Origin of the sequence: Tropicimonas marinistellae (assembly GCF_001509585.1) — a bacterium.
GTDB classification, from domain to species: Bacteria; Pseudomonadota; Alphaproteobacteria; order Rhodobacterales; family Rhodobacteraceae; genus Tropicimonas; species Tropicimonas marinistellae.
The window spans coordinates 617,684-638,774 of sequence record NZ_LNCI01000002.1; the positions used below are offsets into that span (position 1 = coordinate 617,684).

General features: G+C 64.5%; 22 protein-coding genes. 6 read left to right on the top strand and 16 right to left on the bottom strand.

Annotated elements, in window-relative coordinates:
• Window position 1: 1 nt before the first annotated feature.
• From ARC39_RS06110 to ARC39_RS06155, 10 genes are all read right to left on the bottom strand, one after another.
• On the bottom strand, window positions 2–1,297 hold the full coding sequence (locus tag ARC39_RS06110) for a branched-chain amino acid ABC transporter permease (protein ID WP_068111528.1): 1,296 nt from the start codon (window positions 1,295–1,297) through the stop codon (window positions 2–4).
• Complete coding sequence (locus tag ARC39_RS06115) at window positions 1,294–2,304, bottom strand: branched-chain amino acid ABC transporter permease (protein ID WP_068111531.1); 1,011 nt, start codon at window positions 2,302–2,304, stop codon at window positions 1,294–1,296. Before ARC39_RS06115 ends, ARC39_RS06110 begins: the two co-directional genes overlap by 4 nt.
• Window positions 2,304–2,645, bottom strand: coding sequence for a hypothetical protein (locus tag ARC39_RS06120; RefSeq protein ID WP_068111534.1), 342 nt, complete (start codon window positions 2,643–2,645; stop codon window positions 2,304–2,306). Before ARC39_RS06120 ends, ARC39_RS06115 begins: the two co-directional genes overlap by 1 nt.
• 6 nt (window positions 2,646–2,651) lie before the next feature.
• Window positions 2,652–3,023, bottom strand: coding sequence for a hypothetical protein (locus tag ARC39_RS06125; RefSeq protein WP_068111537.1), 372 nt, complete (start codon window positions 3,021–3,023; stop codon window positions 2,652–2,654).
• 185 nt (window positions 3,024–3,208) lie between these two features.
• Window positions 3,209–3,571 carry a hypothetical protein gene (locus ARC39_RS06130; protein WP_068111539.1) on the bottom strand — a complete coding sequence of 121 codons (363 nt, stop codon included), beginning with the start codon at window positions 3,569–3,571 and terminating at the stop codon, window positions 3,209–3,211.
• Window positions 3,571–4,287: an ABC transporter ATP-binding protein gene (locus tag ARC39_RS06135; protein WP_068111541.1), complete on the bottom strand. Its 717-nt coding sequence runs from the start codon at window positions 4,285–4,287 to the stop codon at window positions 3,571–3,573. The genes ARC39_RS06130 and ARC39_RS06135 overlap by 1 nt, the downstream gene beginning before the upstream one ends.
• Window positions 4,288–4,294: 7 nt before the next feature.
• Window positions 4,295–4,693, bottom strand: a complete 399-nt coding sequence (locus tag ARC39_RS06140; protein WP_068111542.1) for a hypothetical protein — start codon at window positions 4,691–4,693, stop codon at window positions 4,295–4,297.
• Entirely contained in the window at window positions 4,690–5,481 is a 792-nt protein-coding gene (locus ARC39_RS06145) for an ABC transporter ATP-binding protein (RefSeq protein ID WP_068111544.1), read from the bottom strand. The genes ARC39_RS06140 and ARC39_RS06145 overlap by 4 nt, the downstream gene beginning before the upstream one ends.
• 177 nt (window positions 5,482–5,658) lie before the next feature.
• On the bottom strand, window positions 5,659–6,837 hold the full coding sequence (locus ARC39_RS06150) for an ABC transporter substrate-binding protein (protein ID WP_068111546.1): 1,179 nt from the start codon (window positions 6,835–6,837) through the stop codon (window positions 5,659–5,661).
• A 127-nt stretch (window positions 6,838–6,964) separates the two neighbouring features.
• Entirely contained in the window at window positions 6,965–7,981 is a 1,017-nt protein-coding gene (locus ARC39_RS06155; protein ID WP_068111547.1) for a GlxA family transcriptional regulator, read from the bottom strand.
• A 285-nt stretch (window positions 7,982–8,266) separates the two neighbouring features.
• Between ARC39_RS06155 and ARC39_RS06160 the strand changes: the two genes are divergently transcribed.
• Window positions 8,267–9,634, top strand: a complete 1,368-nt coding sequence (locus ARC39_RS06160) for a class II 3-deoxy-7-phosphoheptulonate synthase (protein ID WP_068111549.1) — start codon at window positions 8,267–8,269, stop codon at window positions 9,632–9,634.
• A gap of 264 nt (window positions 9,635–9,898) precedes the next feature.
• On the opposite strand, the gene ARC39_RS06165 is transcribed toward ARC39_RS06160, so the two are convergent.
• Complete coding sequence (locus ARC39_RS06165) at window positions 9,899–10,666, bottom strand: PAS domain-containing protein (RefSeq protein WP_068111551.1); 768 nt, start codon at window positions 10,664–10,666, stop codon at window positions 9,899–9,901.
• A 521-nt stretch (window positions 10,667–11,187) separates the two neighbouring features.
• Here ARC39_RS06165 and ARC39_RS06170 point away from each other — a divergent pair.
• The 4 genes from ARC39_RS06170 to ARC39_RS06185 all read left to right on the top strand — a co-directional run bounded on the left by ARC39_RS06170 (window position 11,188) and on the right by ARC39_RS06185 (window position 14,370).
• Window positions 11,188–12,081 (top strand): YicC/YloC family endoribonuclease, encoded by an 894-nt coding sequence (locus ARC39_RS06170; RefSeq protein WP_068111554.1) that lies wholly within the window; start codon window positions 11,188–11,190, stop codon window positions 12,079–12,081.
• A gap of 6 nt (window positions 12,082–12,087) precedes the next feature.
• Window positions 12,088–12,732 carry a guanylate kinase gene (gene gmk / locus ARC39_RS06175; RefSeq protein ID WP_068111557.1) on the top strand — a complete coding sequence of 215 codons (645 nt, stop codon included), beginning with the start codon at window positions 12,088–12,090 and terminating at the stop codon, window positions 12,730–12,732.
• Window positions 12,729–13,247, top strand: a complete 519-nt coding sequence (locus ARC39_RS06180; protein ID WP_068111560.1) for a gamma carbonic anhydrase family protein — start codon at window positions 12,729–12,731, stop codon at window positions 13,245–13,247. The genes gmk and ARC39_RS06180 overlap by 4 nt, the downstream gene beginning before the upstream one ends.
• A gap of 73 nt (window positions 13,248–13,320) precedes the next feature.
• Window positions 13,321–14,370, top strand: coding sequence for an ATP-binding protein (locus tag ARC39_RS06185; RefSeq protein WP_068111562.1), 1,050 nt, complete (start codon window positions 13,321–13,323; stop codon window positions 14,368–14,370).
• 285 nt (window positions 14,371–14,655) lie between these two features.
• Here ARC39_RS06185 and ARC39_RS26110 read toward each other — a convergent pair whose 3' ends face one another.
• The 4 genes from ARC39_RS26110 to ARC39_RS06205 form a co-directional block, all read right to left on the bottom strand.
• A complete protein-coding gene (locus ARC39_RS26110) occupies window positions 14,656–15,540 on the bottom strand; it encodes a response regulator transcription factor (protein ID WP_068111566.1) in 885 nt (294 codons plus the stop codon).
• 284 nt (window positions 15,541–15,824) lie between these two features.
• Window positions 15,825–17,156 carry an HlyD family type I secretion periplasmic adaptor subunit gene (locus ARC39_RS06195; RefSeq protein ID WP_068111569.1) on the bottom strand — a complete coding sequence of 444 codons (1,332 nt, stop codon included), beginning with the start codon at window positions 17,154–17,156 and terminating at the stop codon, window positions 15,825–15,827.
• A 13-nt stretch (window positions 17,157–17,169) separates the two neighbouring features.
• Complete coding sequence (locus ARC39_RS06200; protein WP_068111572.1) at window positions 17,170–18,990, bottom strand: type I secretion system permease/ATPase; 1,821 nt, start codon at window positions 18,988–18,990, stop codon at window positions 17,170–17,172.
• A 46-nt stretch (window positions 18,991–19,036) separates the two neighbouring features.
• Window positions 19,037–19,576: a hypothetical protein gene (locus tag ARC39_RS06205; RefSeq protein ID WP_149866328.1), complete on the bottom strand. Its 540-nt coding sequence runs from the start codon at window positions 19,574–19,576 to the stop codon at window positions 19,037–19,039.
• On the opposite strand from ARC39_RS06205, the gene ARC39_RS25945 reads away from it, so the two are divergent.
• A complete protein-coding gene (locus tag ARC39_RS25945; protein ID WP_068111578.1) occupies window positions 19,566–20,159 on the top strand; it encodes a hypothetical protein in 594 nt (197 codons plus the stop codon). The genes ARC39_RS06205 and ARC39_RS25945 overlap by 11 nt on opposite strands.
• Window positions 20,160–20,738: 579 nt before the next feature.
• Here ARC39_RS25945 and ARC39_RS25570 read toward each other — a convergent pair.
• Window positions 20,739–20,927 (bottom strand): hypothetical protein, encoded by a 189-nt coding sequence (locus tag ARC39_RS25570; RefSeq protein ID WP_149866329.1) that lies wholly within the window; start codon window positions 20,925–20,927, stop codon window positions 20,739–20,741.
• Between the last annotated feature and the right edge of the window lie 164 nt (window positions 20,928–21,091).

Genomic DNA, 21,091 nt, shown 5'->3' on the forward strand with positions numbered 1-21,091 from the left:
ACTACCTCTCCGGGATCAACCCGCGCGGGCTGAAGCGCAGCACCAGCAGCAGGACCACGCCCATGGTCAGCAGCCGGATATGCTGCACCGAATCCAGCAGGTGTTCCTTCAGACCCGAACCGTCGGGCAAGGGCAGGGTGACGATATGCATGATCGCCCCGCCGATGGGTTCCACCTGGATCCACAGCCACCAGATGAGGAAGCCGCCCAGCACCGAGCCCCAGTTGTTGCCCGAGCCGCCGACGATCACCATGACCCAGACAAGGAAGGTGAAGCGCAGCGGCTGGTAGGTGCCCGGCGTCAGCTGCCCGTCGAGCGTCGTCATCATCGCCCCCGCCATGCCGCAAATCGCCGATCCGATGACGAAGATCTGCAGGTGCCGGCGGGTCACATGCTTGCCCATGGCCTCGGCGGCCACCTCGTTGTCGCGGATCGCCCGCATCATCCGGCCCCAGGGCGAGTTCAGCGCCATCTGCGTCAGCCAGATCAGCGCCAGCAGGACAACGAGGAACAGGCCCGCATAGAGCAGCTTGACCCAGAGCGAGGAGGCGGTCGCCGGATCGAGCCCGAGCCACGCCGCCCGCTCCACGAAGCCCGTGCTCTCCTGCAGATCGACCTCGTAGGGCACCGGCCGCGGCAGGCCCACGACGTTCTTCACCCCGCGCGCCATCCAGTCCTCGTTCTTCATCACCGCGATGATGATCTCGGCAATCCCGAGCGTCGCAATGGCGAGGTAGTCCGAGCGCAGCCCGAGTGCCGTCTTGCCGATCAGCCAGGCCGCACCGGCCGCCAGCAGCCCGCCCAGCGGCCAGGCCAGCAGGATCGGCAGGCTCATGCCGCCGAGATAGCCCGTGGAGGCCGCGTCCACCGCCTCGATCGCGTCGCGCGCCGGGTCGAAGAGCGCCCGGTACAGCACGAAGCCCACGCCAAAGACCGCGATCACCGCCAGCACCCGCAACCGGCCCGCGGTCACACGCCGATAGGCCAGGATACCCGCCGCGACGGTCGCCGCGCCAACCGCCAGCGCCGCCAGCATCCGGCCGCCACCGGCCGCCCAGGCCTCGCCCACGGGCGGCATGGAGACAAGCACCGTCGCCAGCCCGCCAAGGGCCACGAACCCCATGATGCCCACGTTGAAGAGCCCCGCGTAGCCCCACTGGATATTCACGCCGAGCGCCATGATGGCGGAGATCAGCCCCATGTTGAAAATTGCCAGCGCGGTGTTCCAGCTCTGGAAGAATCCGGTCAGAACGTAGAGCAGGGCGACCCCGCCGAAGAGAAGCGCGTTCCGGTTCATACCGCTTTCCCCCTGAAGAGGCCGTATGGTTTGAAGATCAGCACGATCACGAGGATCGTAAAGGAAACCGCGTATTTGTAATCGGTCGACAGCAGCTGCGCGAGCCCGTCGGGCGCAAGGCTTTCGGGCAGCGCGTAGGTCGCCACCTTCTTCCAGGCATAGGTCAGCGTCACCTCGGAAAAGGCGATGATGTAGCCGCCCGCGATGGCGCCCAGCGGGTTGCCCAGCCCGCCCACGATGGCGGAGGCGAACACCGGCAGCAGCAGCTGGAAATAGGTGAAGGGTTTGAACGCCTTGTCGAGCCCATAGAGCACACCCGCCGTGGTGGCGAGGATCGCCGCGAGGATCCAGGTCACCCGCACGACCTTTTCGGGGTTGATCCCCGACAGCAGCGCCAGGTCCTCGTTGTCCGAATAGGCGCGCATCGACTTACCGGTGCGGGTGCGGTTGAGAAACCAGAAGAGCGCGATAACCGCGATGATCGTGACGACAATGGTGATGCCCTGGCTGGTCTTGAACGCCAGCCCCTCGTTCAGTCCCGTCATCTCCTTGAAATCGCGCGCCCTGATGATGAAGCGCGCACCGTCGTTGAACTGCTGTTCGCCCGGTCCGATGATGACCCGCACGATGCCGTTCAGCACGAACATCACGCCGAGCGACGCCATCACGAGGATGATGGGTTTCACTTTCTGCGCCCGGTAGAAACGATAGACCCAGCGGTCGGTCAGCAGCATCATCCCGGCGGTCACGGCAATGCCGAAGGGCAGGGCGAGCAGCGCCGTGGGAAGCGGCTGGATCGAAACGCCCATCGCCTGAAACGCCCAGGTGAAGAGGATCGTCACCATGGCCCCGAAGGCCATCGTGTCGCCGTGGGCGAAGTTCGAGAACCGCAGGATACCGTAAATCAGCGTCACCCCGAGCGCGCCCAGCGCCAATTGGCTACCATAGGCTGTCGCCGGGATGATGACGAAGTTGAGAAGCACCACGAGGGCGTTGAGAAGGTCCATCAGAACAGCACCTGCTTGCACGGGAATCGTGTAGTGGATCGCGTTCCGCCGAGCCCGCGGGCTTCGGGGGCCGGGCGAATGTAGGAGTACCGACCCGTCGCCGGGTCGCTGTCGGAGACCCCTTTGTCGCGCAGCAACGCGCGTGCGGGACCGGGCCGGGCGACGCGTTCGACGAGCGCAGCGGGCGGGGTCGCGAGGTCCTCACGGTCGTGGCCGTGCATCATGCCCACACCGCACCCAGGAACCGAAATGGACGCGTAGACTCCATCCGTGGCGGTTCCCGCTGCGGCGAGGCTCGTCGTACCGAACAGGAGAGCGGCTGCCAGCAATGCTTGGTTCATGTGCGGCTACCCCTCCTCGCATTTCATGAAGCGGACGAGCGCGCCGGAGTCGTCTGCGCTATGCCAGAGCATGTGAGTCTCGTCGGAGGTCATGAGCGACTGGATATCCCGCGACCCCTCGGCCCACAGGAAGGGGCCGTAATACGATACGCCCTCGGCCTGCACCGACTTGCCACCGTAGGTGACACGCCACGTGCCCTCCCCGGAGCGGCGAACCTTGATCGGTTCGAACCCGAAGGTGATCTTCGTCCCGTCAGCCCGGCATGCGCCAGCGCCGTCGCAGGTCTTGAGTATCGTGCAATGAGCGGTTTCCGTATCTGCGGCTGCGGGCGCGAGGGTTGCCAGCATCATTCCCAGACCGGCCCCGGCCAGTGGCATCCCCGGAAAGCCGCGCGGTCTGGTACGCCCGGCGGCATGCCGGGCCGTACCCGACCCTCCCGCCGGGAGGGTGCATGTCCGCCGTCCCGCGCCGAAGCGTCGAATTGCAAAGCGACGCTGCCTCGCACCGCTTCCCCTTTGTACGCGCCCACCCAGGGTCGGGCGTGGCCCTCCGCGCATCTCCATCACTCCACCTCCCGGCAGGTGCCGGCATAGGTCACCATCATCGCCTCGCTGCCACTGTGGGCGGAAAGCCGGGCGGCCGTGCCGTGGAGGGTCAGCATGGAGGGGCCGAAGCCGCTGACAAACCGGATCACCCGCCCCTCCGTGCCCAGCGGCTCGGCCTGTCCGGGGTAATCCCCGGTCTGATCGGTGATCGTGACCACCTGTGCGTTGGTCTCGGAGGGGAACCACACCATGAAACCGTAGTCGGTGTCATGGCACCCCTCGGCCTCGTAGCATTCCGTGGTGAAACTGCATTCCAGCGGCTCGGCCAACGCCGATCCGGCGGCACAGGTCGCCAACGCAAGGAGGAGCCCGCGCTTCATCACGTCCCCCCCAGGAAGGTCCGGCGCACGTCCGGGTTGTCCAGAAGCTGCTTGCCGCTGCCGGTATGGGCATTGCGCCCCTGCACGAGCACATAGCCCTTGTCGGCGATCTCCAGCGCCTGCCGGGCGTTCTGCTCCACCATGAGGATGGAGATGCCCGTGCGGGCGACCTCGATGATCCGGTCGAACAATTCATCCATGACGATGGGCGACACACCCGCCGTGGGCTCGTCCAGCATCAGCACCGTGGGCTGGGTCATCAGGGCGCGGCCCACCGCCACCTGCTGGCGCTGGCCGCCCGAAAGCTCGCCCGCCGCCTGCCGGCGCTTGTCCTTCAGGATCGGGAACAGGTCGTAGACCTGCCCCATGGTGCCCGAGATGTCGTCCTCCCGCAGGAAGGCGCCCATCTCCAGGTTCTCTTCCACCGTCATCGAGGTGAAGATGTTGTGCGTCTGCGGCACGAAGGCCATGCCCTTGGCCACCCGCGCCTGCGGGCTAAGCGCGGTGATGTCCTCGCCCCCCAGCCGCACCTCGCCCTCGCGCACATCCATCATGCCGAAAACCGCCTTCATCGCGGTGGATTTGCCAGCGCCATTGGGGCCGACGATGACGGCGATCTCTCCCTTTTCCACGGCGATGGTACAGCCGTGCAGGATGTTCGGGCCGGCGCCGTAGCCGCCTGACATGGTATCGCCGATGAGAAATGGGTCGCTCATTCGGGCCTCACTCGCTCGAGGGCAGGGCGACGCATTCGCCCAGGTATTGTTCGGGGGTCAGCGTCATGCCGTCGATCCGGTGCGTCGAATGCACCGCCTCGCCATTGGTGATCTTGACTGTGGTCACGTCCACGGCGCCCGATATCTGCATTTCCAGAAAGCTGACGGAGCGGTCGCCGATCTGCACGGCCATCCTGGACAGCGGATCGCCGCCCAGCAGCTCCACCGCGTTGGTCTCGGTGAAATGCTTGATGCGCCGGTCGAGCGCGGCGTCGCCGCAGGCCCGGTTCGGGTCGCATTTCCAGTCGAAGAAGCACTTGAAGAGGATCACCTCCTCCGCCAGCGCCGGCGCGGCGCAAACCGCGAGTCCCGCCGCGAAAACAAGATGTTTCGCCGCGCTCCTCATTCGGCCGTCGCCTCGGTCTTGGCGCGGTTCTTCAGACCAGTGCCGAGATAGGCCTCGATGACCCGCTCGTTGCTCATGATCTCCTGCGCCTTGCCCACGGCCAGCACCTTGCCCTCGGCCATGCAGATCACCGGATCGCAGAGCCGCCCGATGAAATCCATGTCGTGCTCGATCAGGCAGAAGGTATAGCCGCGCTCCTCGTTCAGCCGGATGATCGCATCGCCGATGGTGCGCAGCAGCGTGCGGTTCACGCCCGCTCCCACCTCGTCGAGGAAGACGATCTTCGCGTCCACCATCATCGTCCGGCCAAGCTCCAGCAGCTTCTTCTGCCCGCCGGAGAGGTTCCCGGCCTTCTCGTCGGCCAGGTGGTCGATGGTCAGGAATTCCAGCACCTCCTCGGCCTTGTCGCGCAGCTTCGCCTCTTCCTCGGCAATCTGCGCGCGCTTGACCCAGGTGTTCCAGAGCGTTTCGCCGGTCTGGCCGCCGGGAACCATCATCAGGTTCTCCCGAACCGTCATCGACGAGAACTCGTGCGCGATCTGGAACGTCCGCAGCAGCCCCTTGTGGAACAGCTCATGCGGCGGCAGGCCGGTGATCTCCTCCTCGCCCATGAACACCCGTCCGGACGTCGGAGGCAGAACGCCGGCGATCACGTTGAAGAGGGTGGATTTTCCGGCGCCGTTCGGGCCGATCAGCCCGGTGATGGAGCCCTCGGCGATCTCGATCGACGCGCCGTCGCAGGCACGGAAACCGCCAAAATGCTTGTGAAGGTTCTCGACCCTTATCATGCAGCTTCCCTGACTTCCGGCCCCGTTGGCGGGGTCCTTGTTCTTCGGCCCGCTTGGTCGGGGCTCTGATGTCGACGCGTGCTCTTAGGGCAAGCGAACGGCCCGGGAAAGGACCCGGGCCGTTTGTCGTTACGTCAAGTATGTGCGTACGGCAAGGGGGCCATCCGCAGACCGGGATCAGTGATACCCGACCGTCTCGAAGGCGCCGCCCTCGACGACGACCTCGCGGAACGAACCGGCGGAATCCCCGTTCTCGAGGAATTCCACGGCCGTCGCGCCGATGTAGTCGATGTCGCCGCCGCCCGCGAGGATCTCCAGACCCTTGGCCAGTTCACCCGGCATGATCGGCTCTCCGGGGGCGTTGGCCACGTCCATGATCTTGTCCTTGTAGACCTTCGGATCGGAGGACCCAGCCGCCTGCATCGCCAGCAGCAGCAGCGCCGCGCCGTCGTAGCTTTCGCCGGAGAAGATCGACGTCGGGTCGAAGGCGTCGCCTACGACCTCGCCGAATTTCTCGGCGCCGGGCGAATCGGAGCCGGGCAGGGTGCCCATGGAGCCGTCCACGTCGGCCCCGAACTTCTCCGTCGTGCTGTCGGAGACCATGCCATCAGGGAAGAAGAACGTGTCGAAGGCGCCCGTGTCGAGCGTTGCCTGCACGATGCCGGCGCCGCCACGGTCGGCGTAGCCCGCGACCACGAGCAGGTCGCCGCCAGCGGAGGCAAGCGCGCCCACTTCGGCGGAATAGTCGGCCTTGTCGTCTTCATGCGCCGCGACGATGGTCACTTCACCGCCAAGGGCCTCGTAGGCGGCCTGGATGCTGTCGGCGAGCCCCTTGCCGTAGTCGTTGTTGGTGTAGGTCATCGCGACCGAGCCGATGCCCTTTTCGGACAGAAGCTTGCCGATGATCTCGCCCTGGCGCGCGTCCGACGGGGCGGTGCGGAAGAACAGCCCGTCATCCTCGGCGGACGACAGCGCGGGTGACGTTGCCGACGGCGAGATCATCACCATGCCGTTCGCACGGGCCACGTTGGCGAGCACGGCGCCGGTCACGCCCGAACAGGCGGCGCCGAGGATGCCGTTTACACCGTCGGCGGTGATCAGGCGCTCGGCCGCGGCGGTGGCGGCGGCGGCATCGATACAGGTGGAATCGCCGCGGATCGCGGTCACGGTGGAGCCGTCCAGCAGCAGGCCGCTGTCGCTCACCTCGGAAATCGCGAGTTCCGCGCCGGAGCCCATGGCGACAGCCATGGATTCAATCGGGCCGCTGAACCCGAGAAGCACGCCGAGTTTTACCTCCTCGGCTGTGGCGGCGGTGGCGAGCAGCGTGGCGGCGCTCGCCAGCAACATCTTCTTCATTATTAATCTCCCAGTTGGATCACGTATCCGGCGGCCACGTTAGGAGGCATTGCCGGAAATGGAAAGTCTCCGCCGCTGCGACGAGACGCGTCAGGCCGATTGGCGCTGCCTGCAGGGGCGACGGAGGTCACCCGGGCACGCGCCGCGCCTGCGTTCCGCGCTCGCGATACGGCGTGTTGTTGTAATGCGCCCGGTAGCATTTTGAAAAATGGCTGGGCGAGGTAAAGCCGCAGGCCAGCGCCACGTTGATCACGCTCATATCCGTCTGCATCAGCAGGTTGCGCGCCTTCTGCAACCGCAGCTCCATGTAATAGCGCTTTGGAGAGCGGTTGAGATACCGGCGGAACAGCCGCTCCAGCTGCCGGGTGGAGAGCGAGACCTCCTTGGCCAGAAGCGCCGGGCTGATCGGTTCCTCCAGGTTCTGCTCCATGATCTGGATGACCTGGCTGAGCTTGGGATGGCGCACGCCGATCCGGGTCGGGATGGAAAGCCGCGGCGTATCCTGGTCGGTCCGGATCGACGAATAGATCAGCTGGTCGGCAACCGCCCCGGCAAGCTCCTCGCCATGATCGTCGGCGATCAGCTTGAGCATCAGGTCGATGGAAGCCGTGCCGCCCGCCGTCGTGATCCGGTTGCCATCCATCACGAAGACGGACTTGGTGAGCGTGACCTCTTCGAATTCCTCGGTGAAACTGTCCTGGTTCTCCCAGTGGATCGTCGCCCGTTTCCCGTCGAGCAGGCCGGCCTTGGCGAGGGAATACCCGGCGGTGCACAGCCCGGCGATCGTCACCCCGCGCCGCGCCTCGCGGCGAATCCAGTTCATCAGGCTGCGGGTCGTCGCGCGTTGCACGTCGATGCCGCCGCAGATCATCACCGTGTCGTCGCGGGTGATCTCGTCGAGCCCCATGTCGAGCATGAATTCCACGCCGTTCGAGCAGGCCACCTTGTCCCCGCCTTCGCCGGCGATCACCCAGGAATAGAGCTCCTTGCCCGAGACGCGGTTCGCGATGCGCAGCGGTTCGATTGCGCAGGCAAAGCAAAGCATCGTGAACTGGTCCAGCAACACGAAAACGAAACGTCTGGGCCGGCCGCTGTCGGTGGCGACATCGACGAGGGGAACGGGCAGGGTCTGGCTGGAGTCCATGGTGGTCTCGCGCGTTTGGTCGAAGTATCGAAAACCGGAATTGCGGTGCTTGCAAGAGGTGCGTCTGCAATTCGTCGGAATCCAGCGCGGAAACTGCGGTGGCGACGATTCCGGGACGATGCCAGGGGCGGCGCTCGCAATGGTGCCCCGTCCACCGGAAAAGCAGCGTCTTGGTCAAAAATTGCGCAGATTGCGCCCTGTTTGCTTGAATATTTCCCGTTTTCATCTCGGGCGGTCCCGGATATACACCGCGGACTGATAACGCTCCCACCCTTGGAGGACGACATGACACGGGTCTGGAACAAGTCTGACTGGCGCGCCAAGCCGCGGGTACAGATGCCCGATTATCCCGACGCAGCCGCACTCGAAGCGGTCGAGGCCCGCCTTGCCAAATATCCGCCGCTGGTCTTTGCCGGCGAAGCCCGCCGCCTGCGCTCGGAACTGGCCAAGGCCGCCCGGGGCGAAGCTTTCCTGCTCCAGGGCGGGGATTGCGCCGAGAGCTTCGCGGAGTTTTCCGCCGACTCGATCCGCGAGACCTTCAAGGTGATGCTGCAGATGGCCGTTGTGCTGACCTACGGCGCCAAGGTGCCCGTGGTGAAGGTCGGCCGCATGGCCGGGCAGTTCGCCAAGCCACGCTCCGCACCCACGGAGGCGAAGGGCGGCGTGGAGCTCCCGAGCTACCGCGGCGACATCATCAACGAGCTGGAATTCACCGCCGAAGCCCGTGTGCCGGACCCGGAGCGCATGCTGCGTGCCTACACCCAGGCCGCCGCGTCGCTGAACCTTCTGCGCGCCTTCTCCACCGGCGGTTTCGCCGATATTCACCGCGTCCACTCCTGGACCACCGGCTTCGCCGAGGCCGACAAGGCCGAACGCTACCGGGCGCTCAGCAACCGGATCTCGGACGCGCTGAACTTCATGACCGCGGCCGGCATCAACTCCGACCGGTTCTCCTCCATGAGTTCGGTCGATTTCTACACCAGCCACGAGGCGCTGCTGCTGGAATACGAAGAGGCGCTGACACGCGTCGATTCCACCACCGGGCAGACCATCGCCGGATCGGGCCACATGATCTGGATCGGCGACCGCACCCGCCAGCCCGATGGCGCGCACGTGGAATTCTGCCGCGGCGTTGTCAACCCGGTCGGCCTGAAATGCGGTCCTTCGATGACCACGGAGGACCTCAAGGTCCTGTTGTCCCGCCTGAACCCGGAGAACGAGGCCGGCCGGCTCACGCTGATCACCCGCTTCGGCTCCGGCAAGGTCGGCGATCACCTGCCACGCCTCGTCGAGACGGTGAAGCAGGAGGGCGCGAATGTCGTCTGGGTCTGCGACGCCATGCACGGCAACACGATCAAGTCGAACACCGGCTACAAGACGCGGCCGTTCCACATGGTGCTGGAGGAGGTGCAGCAATTCTTTGCCGCGCACCGCGAGCTTGGCACCATCCCCGGCGGCGTGCATTTCGAGATGACCGGACAGGATGTCACCGAATGCACCGGCGGCCTGCGCGACGTGACGGACGAAGACCTGAGCGACCGCTACCACACCGCCTGCGACCCGCGGCTGAACGCGAGCCAGTCGCTCGAACTGGCCTTCCTCGTCGCCGAGGAGCTCTCCAAGCGCCATGAAGAGGCCCGCGCCGTGGTGTAAGGGCTCGGGGCTTCCCCGGACCCAGTGACAGAATGAAGACGGAGGCCGCAATCGCGGCCTCCGTCGCTGTTTTGGGGTCTGCCATGCCGGTGAAGAGCACATCCGACCCGACGGCCCGGAAAACTACGCCAAGCCCGTCGCCTCCCCGGAAGTGTTGGGCTGGATCGCCCGGTCTCACGCCGAAGGCGCCTGCACCCAGCCGCGAAACCGCGCGCCGGCCTGGCGCAACTGCTGTCGACCGGCTGCCTGGCTCTCCGGTGCCGCCTATTCCGGCCCGTCGTCCTTTCGAGCGTCGTTCGATGACACGAGGTAAAGATGCGGCTTGTCCTGACGCGGCGGGCGCGGTGAGCGCGGCGCTTGTTGCGGCGTGTACTCCGCGCTCGGTTCGGCAAGGCCATCGAGCACCGTCTCGAGGTTGCGGTCGGGTCTCGGGTCGGGGCGCTCCGGCCAGCCCTCGACCTCCGTCGCGCCGCCTTCCCCATGCAAGATCGGCAGCACACGCGATTGGCGCACGGTGAAGCGGCGCGGCGTCCGGCCGATCGGGCCCAATGTCGGCAGGCAGCCGAGAATGCGCGTCACCTCGCCAAGGTCGCTCATCAGCGGCAGCAGCAACAGCGCCGCGTCCATGGGCGGCTTGCCGATGCCCCGGTCGCCCGACAGCGTCAGCAGCGCCCTGGCCGGGGAGTCGAAGACCTGCTCCAGCGCGTCGCTCACCTGTTTGCGGGCGTCGGGCAGGAACATCGCGGTCAGGGGCATGCCGCGCACTTCCATGCCCAGCAGGTCGTTCAGATGCGTGCCCGCAAGGCGGAACCGCGCCACCGTCGGCGCTAGCCGCTCAAGGATGAAACAGCGGGACAACGCACGGTCGAGGCCGCGCGGGTCGATCTCCGAACGCGTCGGCATCCGCCGGTCGCCGCGCAGGCTGTCCCAATAGGTTTCCACAGATCCGATCATGGGGAACTGTGACGCGGCGCTTTCCATCTGGGGGAGCGAGACCACCGTTTCGCGATCCCGTTTCATGTCGTCGGACATCGACCTTACCTTTCAACCACGACGGGCGAATGTTCGCGGGCCCGTCGATACCCACTTGGCGTACTGCCGGACGACATCGCGGTCCGGGCTCGACCCCAGCCGCATCGTCGTTACCCGGATCTTACCAAATTTCTACATCGTTAGGAATTCGTTTACATCCCGAATCGCATGAACTGGTTAATGGAATCAGGTCGGGCGCGGTGAGGCCGGGAGTGCCCGAAATCTCATGCATCGCATTCGCTTTGCACTTTAAGTGACCGTTAAATATCGAGAATGCCCCGAATCAATTCGGGTGCGCGAAGTGATTCGAAAGTATGCTGCGCGAATCGCGCGCAGTCTGTACTTTTCTTCCGCACCGCAAGTGCCGTATCACGGCTCAAGGGAACCGGAATCCCGTGCGGTGCGTCCGCCGCGATTGCCGGAGTGCAGCGGTATCAAAGGGTTGCGCTTCGCAGCGGCCCGAAGCCGCAGGGGGACAAGACGCGCGGAACCGCGCGGCGGTAAAGAGGATGGCGAGCGGAATGGTCAATTCGATGACGGGCTTTGCATCGCGGAGCGGGCAGGCAGCGGGCTACGGCTGGAACTGGGATCTCCGCAGCCTCAATTCCCGCGGGCTCGATCTGCGCCTGCGCCTGCCGGACTGGGTGGACGGGCTGGAACCGGCGCTGCGCAAGCGGCTCGGGGAGGCGCTCAAGCGTGGCAGCGTCTCCGTCGGCCTGAAACTCTGGCGGGACGTCGGCGACGATGTCGTCGAAATCGACACCGAGGCATTGAGCGGCGCCTTGCGGGCCCTGGCGCAGGTCTCCGGCGCGGCCGGGGCCGTCGGGGTGGACCTGGCACCGGCCTCGGTATCCGATGTCCTTGCGATGCGCGGCGTGCAGGGGCAGGGCGCGGCGCAGTCGAACGATATTGCACAGCTTCGCACCGCGCTTCTGGAGGATTTCGAACCGCTGCTGGCGGAGTTCCTGGCCGCGCGGGCGGGTGAGGGAGAGGCGCTCGGCCGCGTTCTGTCCGATCAGGTGAACCGGATCGAGGCGCTGGCGGGCGACGCGGGCGCCCGGCTCGGCGCGCGCGCCGAAGCGGCGGCGGCCAGCCTGCGCGACGCCATGGCGCGTGTGATGGACAATACCGACGGCGTCGAGGAAACCCGGATCGCCCAGGAACTTGCCCTGCTGGCGGTCAAATCCGATGTGACCGAGGAACTCGACCGCCTCGGCGCGCATGTGGACGCCGCCCGCGCCCTGCTGGTCGAAACCGGCCCCGTTGGCCGCAAGCTGGAATTCCTGACCCAGGAGTTCAACCGCGAGGCCAACACCCTCTGCTCGAAGTCGCAGGATGTCGCGCTGACGCGGATCGGCCTTGACCTGAAGGCGGTCATCGACCAGATGCGCGAACAGGTTCAGAATGTGGAGTGACCCGACATGCCCGACCGCCGCGGCCTCTTGATCATCCTGTCCTCGCCCTCGGGCGCCGGCAAATCGACGCTGGCGCACCGGCTGATGGAATGGGACGACAGCCTGTCCTTCTCCGTTTCCGCCACCACCCGGTCCCCGCGCGACGGCGAACGGGACGGGGTCGACTACCACTTCATGGCCGTTCCGGCGTTCAAACAGATGGTCTCGACCGGCCAGATGCTCGAACACGCCCACGTTTTCGGCAATTTCTACGGCTCGCCCAAGGCGCCTGTCGAAACGGCCATCGAAAGCGGGCGCGACGTGCTCTTCGACGTGGACTGGCAGGGGGCCCAGCAGATCCGCAACTCGGATCTTGGCAAGCATACGCTGTCGATCTTCATCCTGCCGCCCTCGATCCACGAGCTGCGCCGCCGGCTGGTGTCGCGCGGCAAGGACAGCGCCGATGTGATCGGCAAGCGGATGCAAAAGAGCTGGGACGAGATCAGCCATTGGGGCAGCTACGATTACGTGCTCGTCAACGACGATCTGGACGCGACGTTCGAACGCCTCAAGACAATCGTGACTGCCGAACGCATGCGGCGCGCGCAACAGCCGCGCCTGCAGGCAATCGTGCACGGCTTGCAGGCGGAATTCGAGGAGGGCCGGGAATGATCTACGCACTGGACGGGGTCGCCCCCGAGATCGCTGAGTCCGCCTGGGTGGCCCCCGATGCCAACCTGATCGGCAAGGTCACGCTGGAGGAGTTGGCCTCAGTCTGGTTCGGCTGCACGATCCGGGGCGACAACGAGCGCATCACCATCGGCACCGGCAGCAACGTGCAGGAAAATTGCGTGCTGCACACCGACATGGGCTTTCCGCTGACCATCGGCAAAAACTGCACCGTCGGTCACAAGGCGATGCTGCACGGCTGCACCATCGGCGAGCAGAGCCTGATCGGCATGGGCGCGACGGTGCTGAACGGCGCGAAGATCGGGCGGAACTGCCTGATCGGGGCCTGCGCGCTCGTCACCGAGGGCAAGGAGATCCCGGACAATTCCCTTGTCATGGGCGCGCCGGGCAAGGTCGTGCGGACACTGGACGAGGCCGCCATCCGCGGGCTGCTCGCCACGGCACAGCACTACCAGGACAACACGCGGCGTTACCGGGCGGGGTTCGCGCCAGCCTGACCCGCGCTCCGCCCTGGGCGCCCCGGCCACGCGGTCCCCATGCGTCCGCCGCCCGATAGACCCTGCTGGATTGATGACAGACGAGACTTCCGCCTCCCTCCTTGCCGCCGTGCCGATGCCGCTCGTCCTCGTCGGGTCGAACGAACGTATCCGCGCGATGAACCCGGCGTCCGGGGAATTGTTCGGCGCCGGCGGGGAGGGCCGTCACTATGTCACCGTGCTGCGTCAGCCCGGACTCCTGTCCGCCATCGAGCGCGCGCTCCGCGAGGGACGGCCGGGGCAGGAGCGCTACGTGCAGAAAGACCTCGCCCGGGAGACGACCTTTCGCGTGCGCGTCGCGCCCGTGGCCAGCAATGGCGACCGCGGCGTGCTGGTCTCCTTCGAGGACATCACCGAGGTGGAACACGCCGGCCAGATGCGGCGCGATTTCGTCGCGAACGTCAGCCACGAGTTGAAAACGCCCCTGACCGCGCTCGTGGGCTTCATCGAAACCCTGCGCGGCGCGGCGCGCGACGATCCCGAGGCGCGCGACCGCTTCCTCACGATCATGGAGCGCGAGGCGGAGCGGATGAACCGGCTCGTCTCCGACCTGCTGTCCCTCAGCCGGGTCGAATCGGCCGAACGGCAGCGCCCGACCGATCCGGTCGACCTGGCGGAGCTAACCCGGTCGACGCTCAACGCCCTTGGCACCCTCGCCGAGGCGGAACACGTCGCGCTCGAATGCGTCACCGACGCCGAGGATGGCGACGGCACCTACGTTGTCGCCGGCGATGCCGATCAGCTGCAGCAGGTGCTGACCAACCTCATCGAAAACGCGATCAAATACGGCAAGGACGGCGGCGGCGTGACTGTGCGGATCAGCCACAAGGCACGGGAACTGGCCTTCCGCGGCCCGGCGGTCGAACTGGTGGTGGAGGATTACGGCGAGGGATTCGACCCGATCCACATTCCGCGCCTGACCGAGCGTTTCTATCGCGTCGATACCCACCGCTCGCGGAGCGTCGGCGGCACCGGGCTGGGCCTTGCCATCGCCAAGCACATCGTCAACCGCCACCGCGGCCGGTTCCGGATCGACAGCACCCCCGGCAAGGGCGCCCGGTTCACCGTCCTGCTCCCGGCTTAGGCCCAGTGCTTGACCCAGTGCGCTCCAAGGCCTGCCGGACACATCGCGCACACCAATCCCCACTGAATCCCTTGATTTCAATCAACGTTCGGTAAGGCAATTCGTTCGGGCAACGCCCTCGCGCGCCACGCCGAGCCGATTGACTGATTTCGTCTGAACGGGAAGGCGCTAGGTACGGCGAGCGTCGCGCTCCAGCCTCGCGGCGCAACGCGGCGGTCACGCCCGGAGCGCCTCGTCGTGTTTCGCCGCGCCCGGTCCGGTGCTCGGGCGCGCGCGCCGACGGGGCTACTCCACCACCGTCTCGCGCATCTGCGGCCGGTAAAGCTTCAGCGGCACCGTCTTCAGCTTCGTCATGCGTTCCTTCTGGGGGTCGCCCGTCGTCGCCAGTATCGCCGCGTGGGTCCGGTTCATCGCGCCAAGCTTCTTCATGACCTGCCGAACGTGCACTTTCACCGTCGCCTCCGACATGTCGAGCTCGCGGGCGATCTCCTTGTTGGACTGGGCGCGCACGATGCAATCCAGCACTTCCTGCTGGCGCGTGGTCAGGTCGTTGCACGCCGGATTGGTCAGCCCGCTCACCTGGGCGATGTCGCGGTTCGGCTTGGATTGCAGCGGTTCGTTGCCCTTGACCGGCTTGGGTGCGTTGAGAGTATTGCGTGTCGCCAGGTCTATCCGGGGCTGGTTCGAAATCTGCGGCGGTCCCTTCGGGGGCGTCTCCATCGGCTGCCCGCCGAGTTTTCGCAACGCATCCGGCGGGAAATACGTTCCCCCGGCCAGCACGAAATCAAGCGCCGCGATCGCGACATCCGTCTCCAGCCCTGTCGAAATATAGGCCGAGAATCCGGCCTCTATGGCGCGCTCCACGTTTTCGGTGTCGGCGCTATCCCCCAGTGCAACGATGGTCGCGCCGGGCACGATCACGGACCGAATTCGGTGCAGTTCCGCGACATCCTGATCCGCAAGATTGGCGCCGCCGACGCTGCAAATGACAAGCTTGAATCCAGTTGTCTGCTTTTCGGAGAAGACCTCGTCAATACAGCTGGGAACCAGAACCAGTCCCGCCTCGTTCGCCCACTCACTCAAAAACGTTGCAAATGCTGCCCTTTTGAACGGCATGTTGTCGAGCAAAAGCACAAGGTCTTCTCGCGTATCACCTTTCCCATAATTCACCCACACTACCTCCCCACACCAACGCGAAATCCCCACACAAACCAAACTCCCCCTAATCAATACGAACGCGAAAATAGCTTACTATACGTAAGCCTAATCTTATTAGGATCTGCGCCCTTTCCAACCGTTTTTTGTTGCTCGGACGCTGCCACAAGGGGTCTTTTTAGTCGGTGGCGGAGATCCGCCCATCTACGTAAATTCCTGTTGACGCTCAAAGGGAGTCAGGCGGTGTAAACACTGCCCAACTCCCCCCTTGGCCGCGAATTGGCTTGAGAGTTGAGGGGTCAAATCTCGCGGCCCGCACGCCAGAGTGCGTCTGTGAATGGCTGCATAACATATTGAAGCATCGTACGTTCATGCGCGACGATCAGCACTTCCGCCGGCATGCCCACCTGGATGTCGGTGGCGCCGGCTTCGTCGATTTCGCTCTGCGCCACTTCGACCCGGGCGGAGTAGTATCCGCCATTGACTTGGTCTCGCTGCGTGTCCGCCGAAACCTCTGTCACTATGCCATTGACCTTGGAAACCGACCGGGTGGAGAGCGCCGAAAATTGTACGTGCACCTCCATGCCGTTCTTCACCAGATCGATATCCTGCGGCGAAACGTTGGCCTCGATGACCAGCTTTTCCTGAGTCGGCACGATATCCAGCACCGGCTGCCCGGCGCCGATCACGCCGCCTTCGGTCTTGATTCTCAGGTTGGCGATGACCCCGGACACGGGCGCTGTCACGACCGTGCGCGCCAGCACGTCGCGCCGTGCTTCGAGCTGTTGTTCGATTTCTGCAAGCTCGCCGCGAATCTGCCCGGCGCGTTGCGAGATCGCCTCCATGCGCTCGGCGTCGATCACCTTCAACTCGACCTCGGCCTCGTTGATGCTCTGCCGGGCGGCCGCGATGGCTGCGGTGTACTGTCCGGTATAACCGCCGATCTGCGCCGCCTCCCGCTTCAGCCGCAACATCTCGACCTTGGGCGTCAGCCCCTGATCCAGCAGCTTCTGCTTGTCCGCGATTTCCTCCAGCACGAGATCGAGCTGCGCATTGCTGCTGTCGAGCTGGGCGACATAGCCGGTGATCTGCTGTTCGAGCTGTTGGATCTGCTGCCGCAGCATGTGCTTTCGGGCCGCGATCATCTCGATCCGCGCGCCCATGATCCGGCGCTCGGCCGCGATCACCTCGACCGCGTCCGGATCGGCCGACAGTTCCGCCGGAAACGTGACCGTCGCCGCGCCACTCAATTCCGCTTCCAGCCGCGCCGCTTCGGCGGCCCGTGCCCGGTAGCGGTCGGTCAGGGCCGCGACCTCGGCTTCCGGCGCGGTTTGCTTCATCTCGATCAGCGGTGTGCCCACCTCGACCACGTCGCCATTCTGCACGAGGATCTTCCTGGCGATCCCGCCCTCCAGGTGCTGCACCGTCCGCACGCTGCCATAGGGCACGATCGTGCCGTGGGCATAGGTGCCGCCCGCCAGCGGCGCGAAGCCGCCCCAGCCGCCGAAGCCCGCAAGGAACAGCAGGATGATGAACATGCCCACCCGGCGCGGTCCCCGGACCGCGTCGCGCGGCGTTTTCGCGGTAACGGCAGCGGGCAGGGCAGGCGATGGATAGCTCACGTAACTCATGACAATTCTCCCTTCACCGCTCTGCCGGGCCGGTCGTCGACGCGCGGAATGGCGCCGGCGTGGCGGCCCCGCGGTCAGCGCCGTCCGCGCTTTCATCTTTCTCGGACGAGTCGGAATCTTCGCCCGACGATGTGGTAATACGTGCCGCCTCGCGCATCTCTTCGAGGACCTCGCTGCGAGGGCCGAAAGCCTGAACCTCGCCATCGGCCAGAAGCAGGATCTTGTCGGCCTGCGCGATGGTGGAGGGACGGTGGCCCACGATGAGCAACGTGCATCCCTTCTTCTTCAGTTCCAGGATCGATTCCGCCAGCGCCGCCTCGCCAGCACCGTCCAGGTTGGCGTTCGGCTCGTCGAGCACGATCAGCGGCGGTAATCCGTAGACGGCCCGCGCCAGCCCCAGCCTCTGGCGCTGACCGCCTGACAGGCCAAGCCCACCGGGGCCCAGCTTCGTCTCGTATCCGTCCGGCAGGACGGCGATCATCTCATGTGCATGGGCAAGCCGCGCCGCATCCACGATCGCGGCGTCCGGTGCTTCCTGAAGCCGCGAGATATTCTCCCGCACCGTTCCGGCGAACAATCCGCCGTCCTGCGGCAGGTAGCCGATATTCTGGCCGAGTTCGTCCGGGTTCCAGAGGCTCATGTCCACACCGTCAAGGCGGATCGCTCCGTCGTCCTTGAAGGTGATCCCCACGATTGCCTTGCAGAGCGTGGATTTGCCGGCTGCCGATGGCCCGATAACCGCGACCGCCTCGCCGGGCGATACCTCGAACGACACCTGGTCGAGCACCAACCGGTTATTGACGTACACCGTCAGGTCCTCCACCTCGAGCCCGCCCTTGGGCGTCGGCATCGTGAACCGGCGCGGCAGGGGCGGGTACTCGTCGGCATGTTCCACCAAACGGCGATACGCACTTCGTGCACTGTCGAAACTCTTCCACGTCCCGATTGCCTGGTCGACGGGCGCAAGCGCCCGGCCGAGCAGGATCGACCCCGCGATCATCATGCCCGCGGTCATCTCTCCGCGGATCACCAGGTAGGCGCCCAGGCCGAGGATCGCGCTCTGCAGGAAGCTGCGGGAGAATTTCACGATCGACCCGAAGATTCCGCCGCGCTGGTTCATCCGCAGCAATTCGGTTTCGGCTTCCTGGTTGGTTTCGGACCACCGCTTCTGGAGCGCCGGCAACATGCCCATCGCCGAAACCGGTTCGGCATTCAAGATCGCGGCCTCGGCGGTCTGGAAGGTCTGGCGCTGGTGATCCTCCGCGCGCTCAAGCGGTCCGTGGGTCGCCACGGCATTGATAACGCTGAGCGACAGAAGCAGGATCGCCGAACAGAGCGCGAAGACCCCGAGCCACGGATGCAGCGCCCAGATGATAATAATGAAGATCGGCGTCCAGGGCGCGTCGAAGATCGCCGTCATGCCCTGCGTCGCGATGAAGGACTGGATCTTCTCGATGTCGCGGAAGGCAAACGCGCCGGCCTGCTTTCCGTCGAGCCGCGCGCGTACCCCGAATTCCATGAAATGCGGTCCGATGCTCCGCGTGAGCCATGCGCCCAGCCGAACCGTGATCCCGGTGCGCAGACCGTCCAGCGCCGCCCAGGTCCCGATGGCAAGGGCCAGCATCACGGTCAGCAGGATGAGGGTTTCGACCTTGTAGCTGCCAAGCACCCGGTCATAGACCTGCAGCATGTAGATCGGACCGGCCAACACCAACAGGTTCATGCAGAAGCTGAACAATGCGACCGTTCTGAATGCGCCACGTGTCCGGCGCACGGCTTGTGTCAGGATATTGTCCTCACCCGCGGAGGGCGAGGCTTGCTTTTGACGGAACATCCAGCACGTCTCCCGTTACCCAAATTTTGCTCGTTACTCAAAAATTTCAGAAATCTATGGCCGCATCGCTGGCGTCGATACTGTCGATCTTGAGCGCCAGTCTCGCGACCGCCTCTCCGGTATCGGCCGAGGTCAACGCGAACTTGAACTTCTCCGCGTCTTCCAGCGATCCAAGGTACCCGTAGGCCATCTTGCCGTCTGAATCGCGGCATTTCACAAGCTTCAGGTCCTTGCTGTCGGCGTTCTTGATTTTCGCGTTCAGGTCGTAGCCCTTCAGGTCGATTTCACACCTGAGATCGACGTCGTTGGCCTTCTTCTTGTTGATGAACGCGCCCTTCTTCGGCATCCGCGACGCCCCGCTGATGCAGATCAGGAAATCGACATCCCCGTCATCCGGATCGCGCATCCAGTCGCCGTATCCGACCTTCACGAAGTACTTGTCGACCTTGCCGGCCTTGTTGCCGGTTGTCTTGAGCGACACTTCGTGGGCGTCCGACCCCGAGGATTTGGTTTCCACGCGCGAACGCAGGTAGGTGTCGGTCAGGCCGTCGTCGCCCTTTTTCATTGCCCGCAGCGTGAGCGCCACGATCTGCGGCCAGGACGCGGCATCGGAGTCCGACCCGCCACCGGAGTCGCTCGTCGAGGACTTAGAACTGCTGTCACTGCTCGACGACTTGGAACTGCTCGACGACTTGGAGCCGCCGTCACCGCTCGACGATTTGGAATCGCTGTCACTGGTTGAGGACTTTGAACTGCTGTCACTCTTTGAAGACTTGGAACCGCTGTCACTCGTTGAGGATTTCGAACCGCTGTCACTTGAACCGCTGTCACTTGATGAGGATTTGGAACCGCCGTCGCCGGTGGTGGTTGCCGCGGCGCTGCTGGAGCCCGAGCCGGTCGAACTGGTACTGGTACTGACGGAACCACTCGAACCGCCGTCGCCGGAGCTGCTAGAGCTTGAACTGCTTGAACTGCTTGAACTGGAGCTGGATCCGCCGGAACTGGCTTTCTTGACCACGGTGTCGTCGACATCCGGAATGAGGCTTTTTGAAATGTCGGAACTCTTGCTCGCCGAACTGGATTTGCTCGGGCTGCCGGAGCTCGATTTGCTTGAGCTCGAACTGCTTGAACTTGAACTCCCGGAACCCGAACTGCTCGAACGCGAGTAGTCGAATACAGAGCTACCGTAAATTCCAGACCCTCTCGAAATCATTTTCGTACCCCCCCACACACCGATCACTATCGGCCCTGAACGCACAAACTATAACTTCATGCTGCTCTCTGGATCGGGTTCGGGCAAGCTAACCTCACGGTTTAGGGGTACTCCCAACGATACATACCCATTTATTGCCACTTCGAATTCGGCGTTTAAATACTTCCCAGCAAATAACAGGGTGTTGCAGCTTGATGTTCACGTAGAGGCCGCTCGCTATGTGCCGATGCGCGGCACCGGACGTATTACATCGGGGTATTGTCGCACCGCCAGTCCGTATCACGCCCCGCAAAATGCCGGAAATCAGCAGGAACGTGGCGGGTTACGCGTCGCAGTTGCAGCGATCCTTCGAGCGATGCACCGATATGGCCCCGGTCGTCGCTGCATTATCTTGTCCGACGTTGTTCGACCGGGATCGATATCGCCTTCCAGGGACATCCGTACAAATGGACAAACTCTGAATAACAGGAAGGCTCCGCCGAAATTGACGGAGCCTCCTTTTAAGCTAGGGGCCGCCAAGCAGCCGCACGCTCACTTACGGGCCGACATCGCCCGACATGGAGCTCGCCATGGAGCCCGATGACGACGACCAGTCGGTCGTCAAGGTCCATGCGTCGGTATACGTGAAGGTGTTTCCGTGGAAGCTGAAGGCGTCCGCGCTTGCATAGGCGTCTGCGACGTGGATTTCGGGCTTGTGCTTAGGCTTGTGCTTTCTACGCGGCATGTCATTAATCTCCAAAAAAGGTTGATACTTGTTCACCCATCCCAGCACGGGGGGCACGACAATCTTCCCACAAGTTTCTGTTTTTCAAAGCACGCATAGGTAGATAAGACTTTCTGGCGGTTTATTACCCGATTAGACGTAAATCGATATCAGTTCGTTCAATC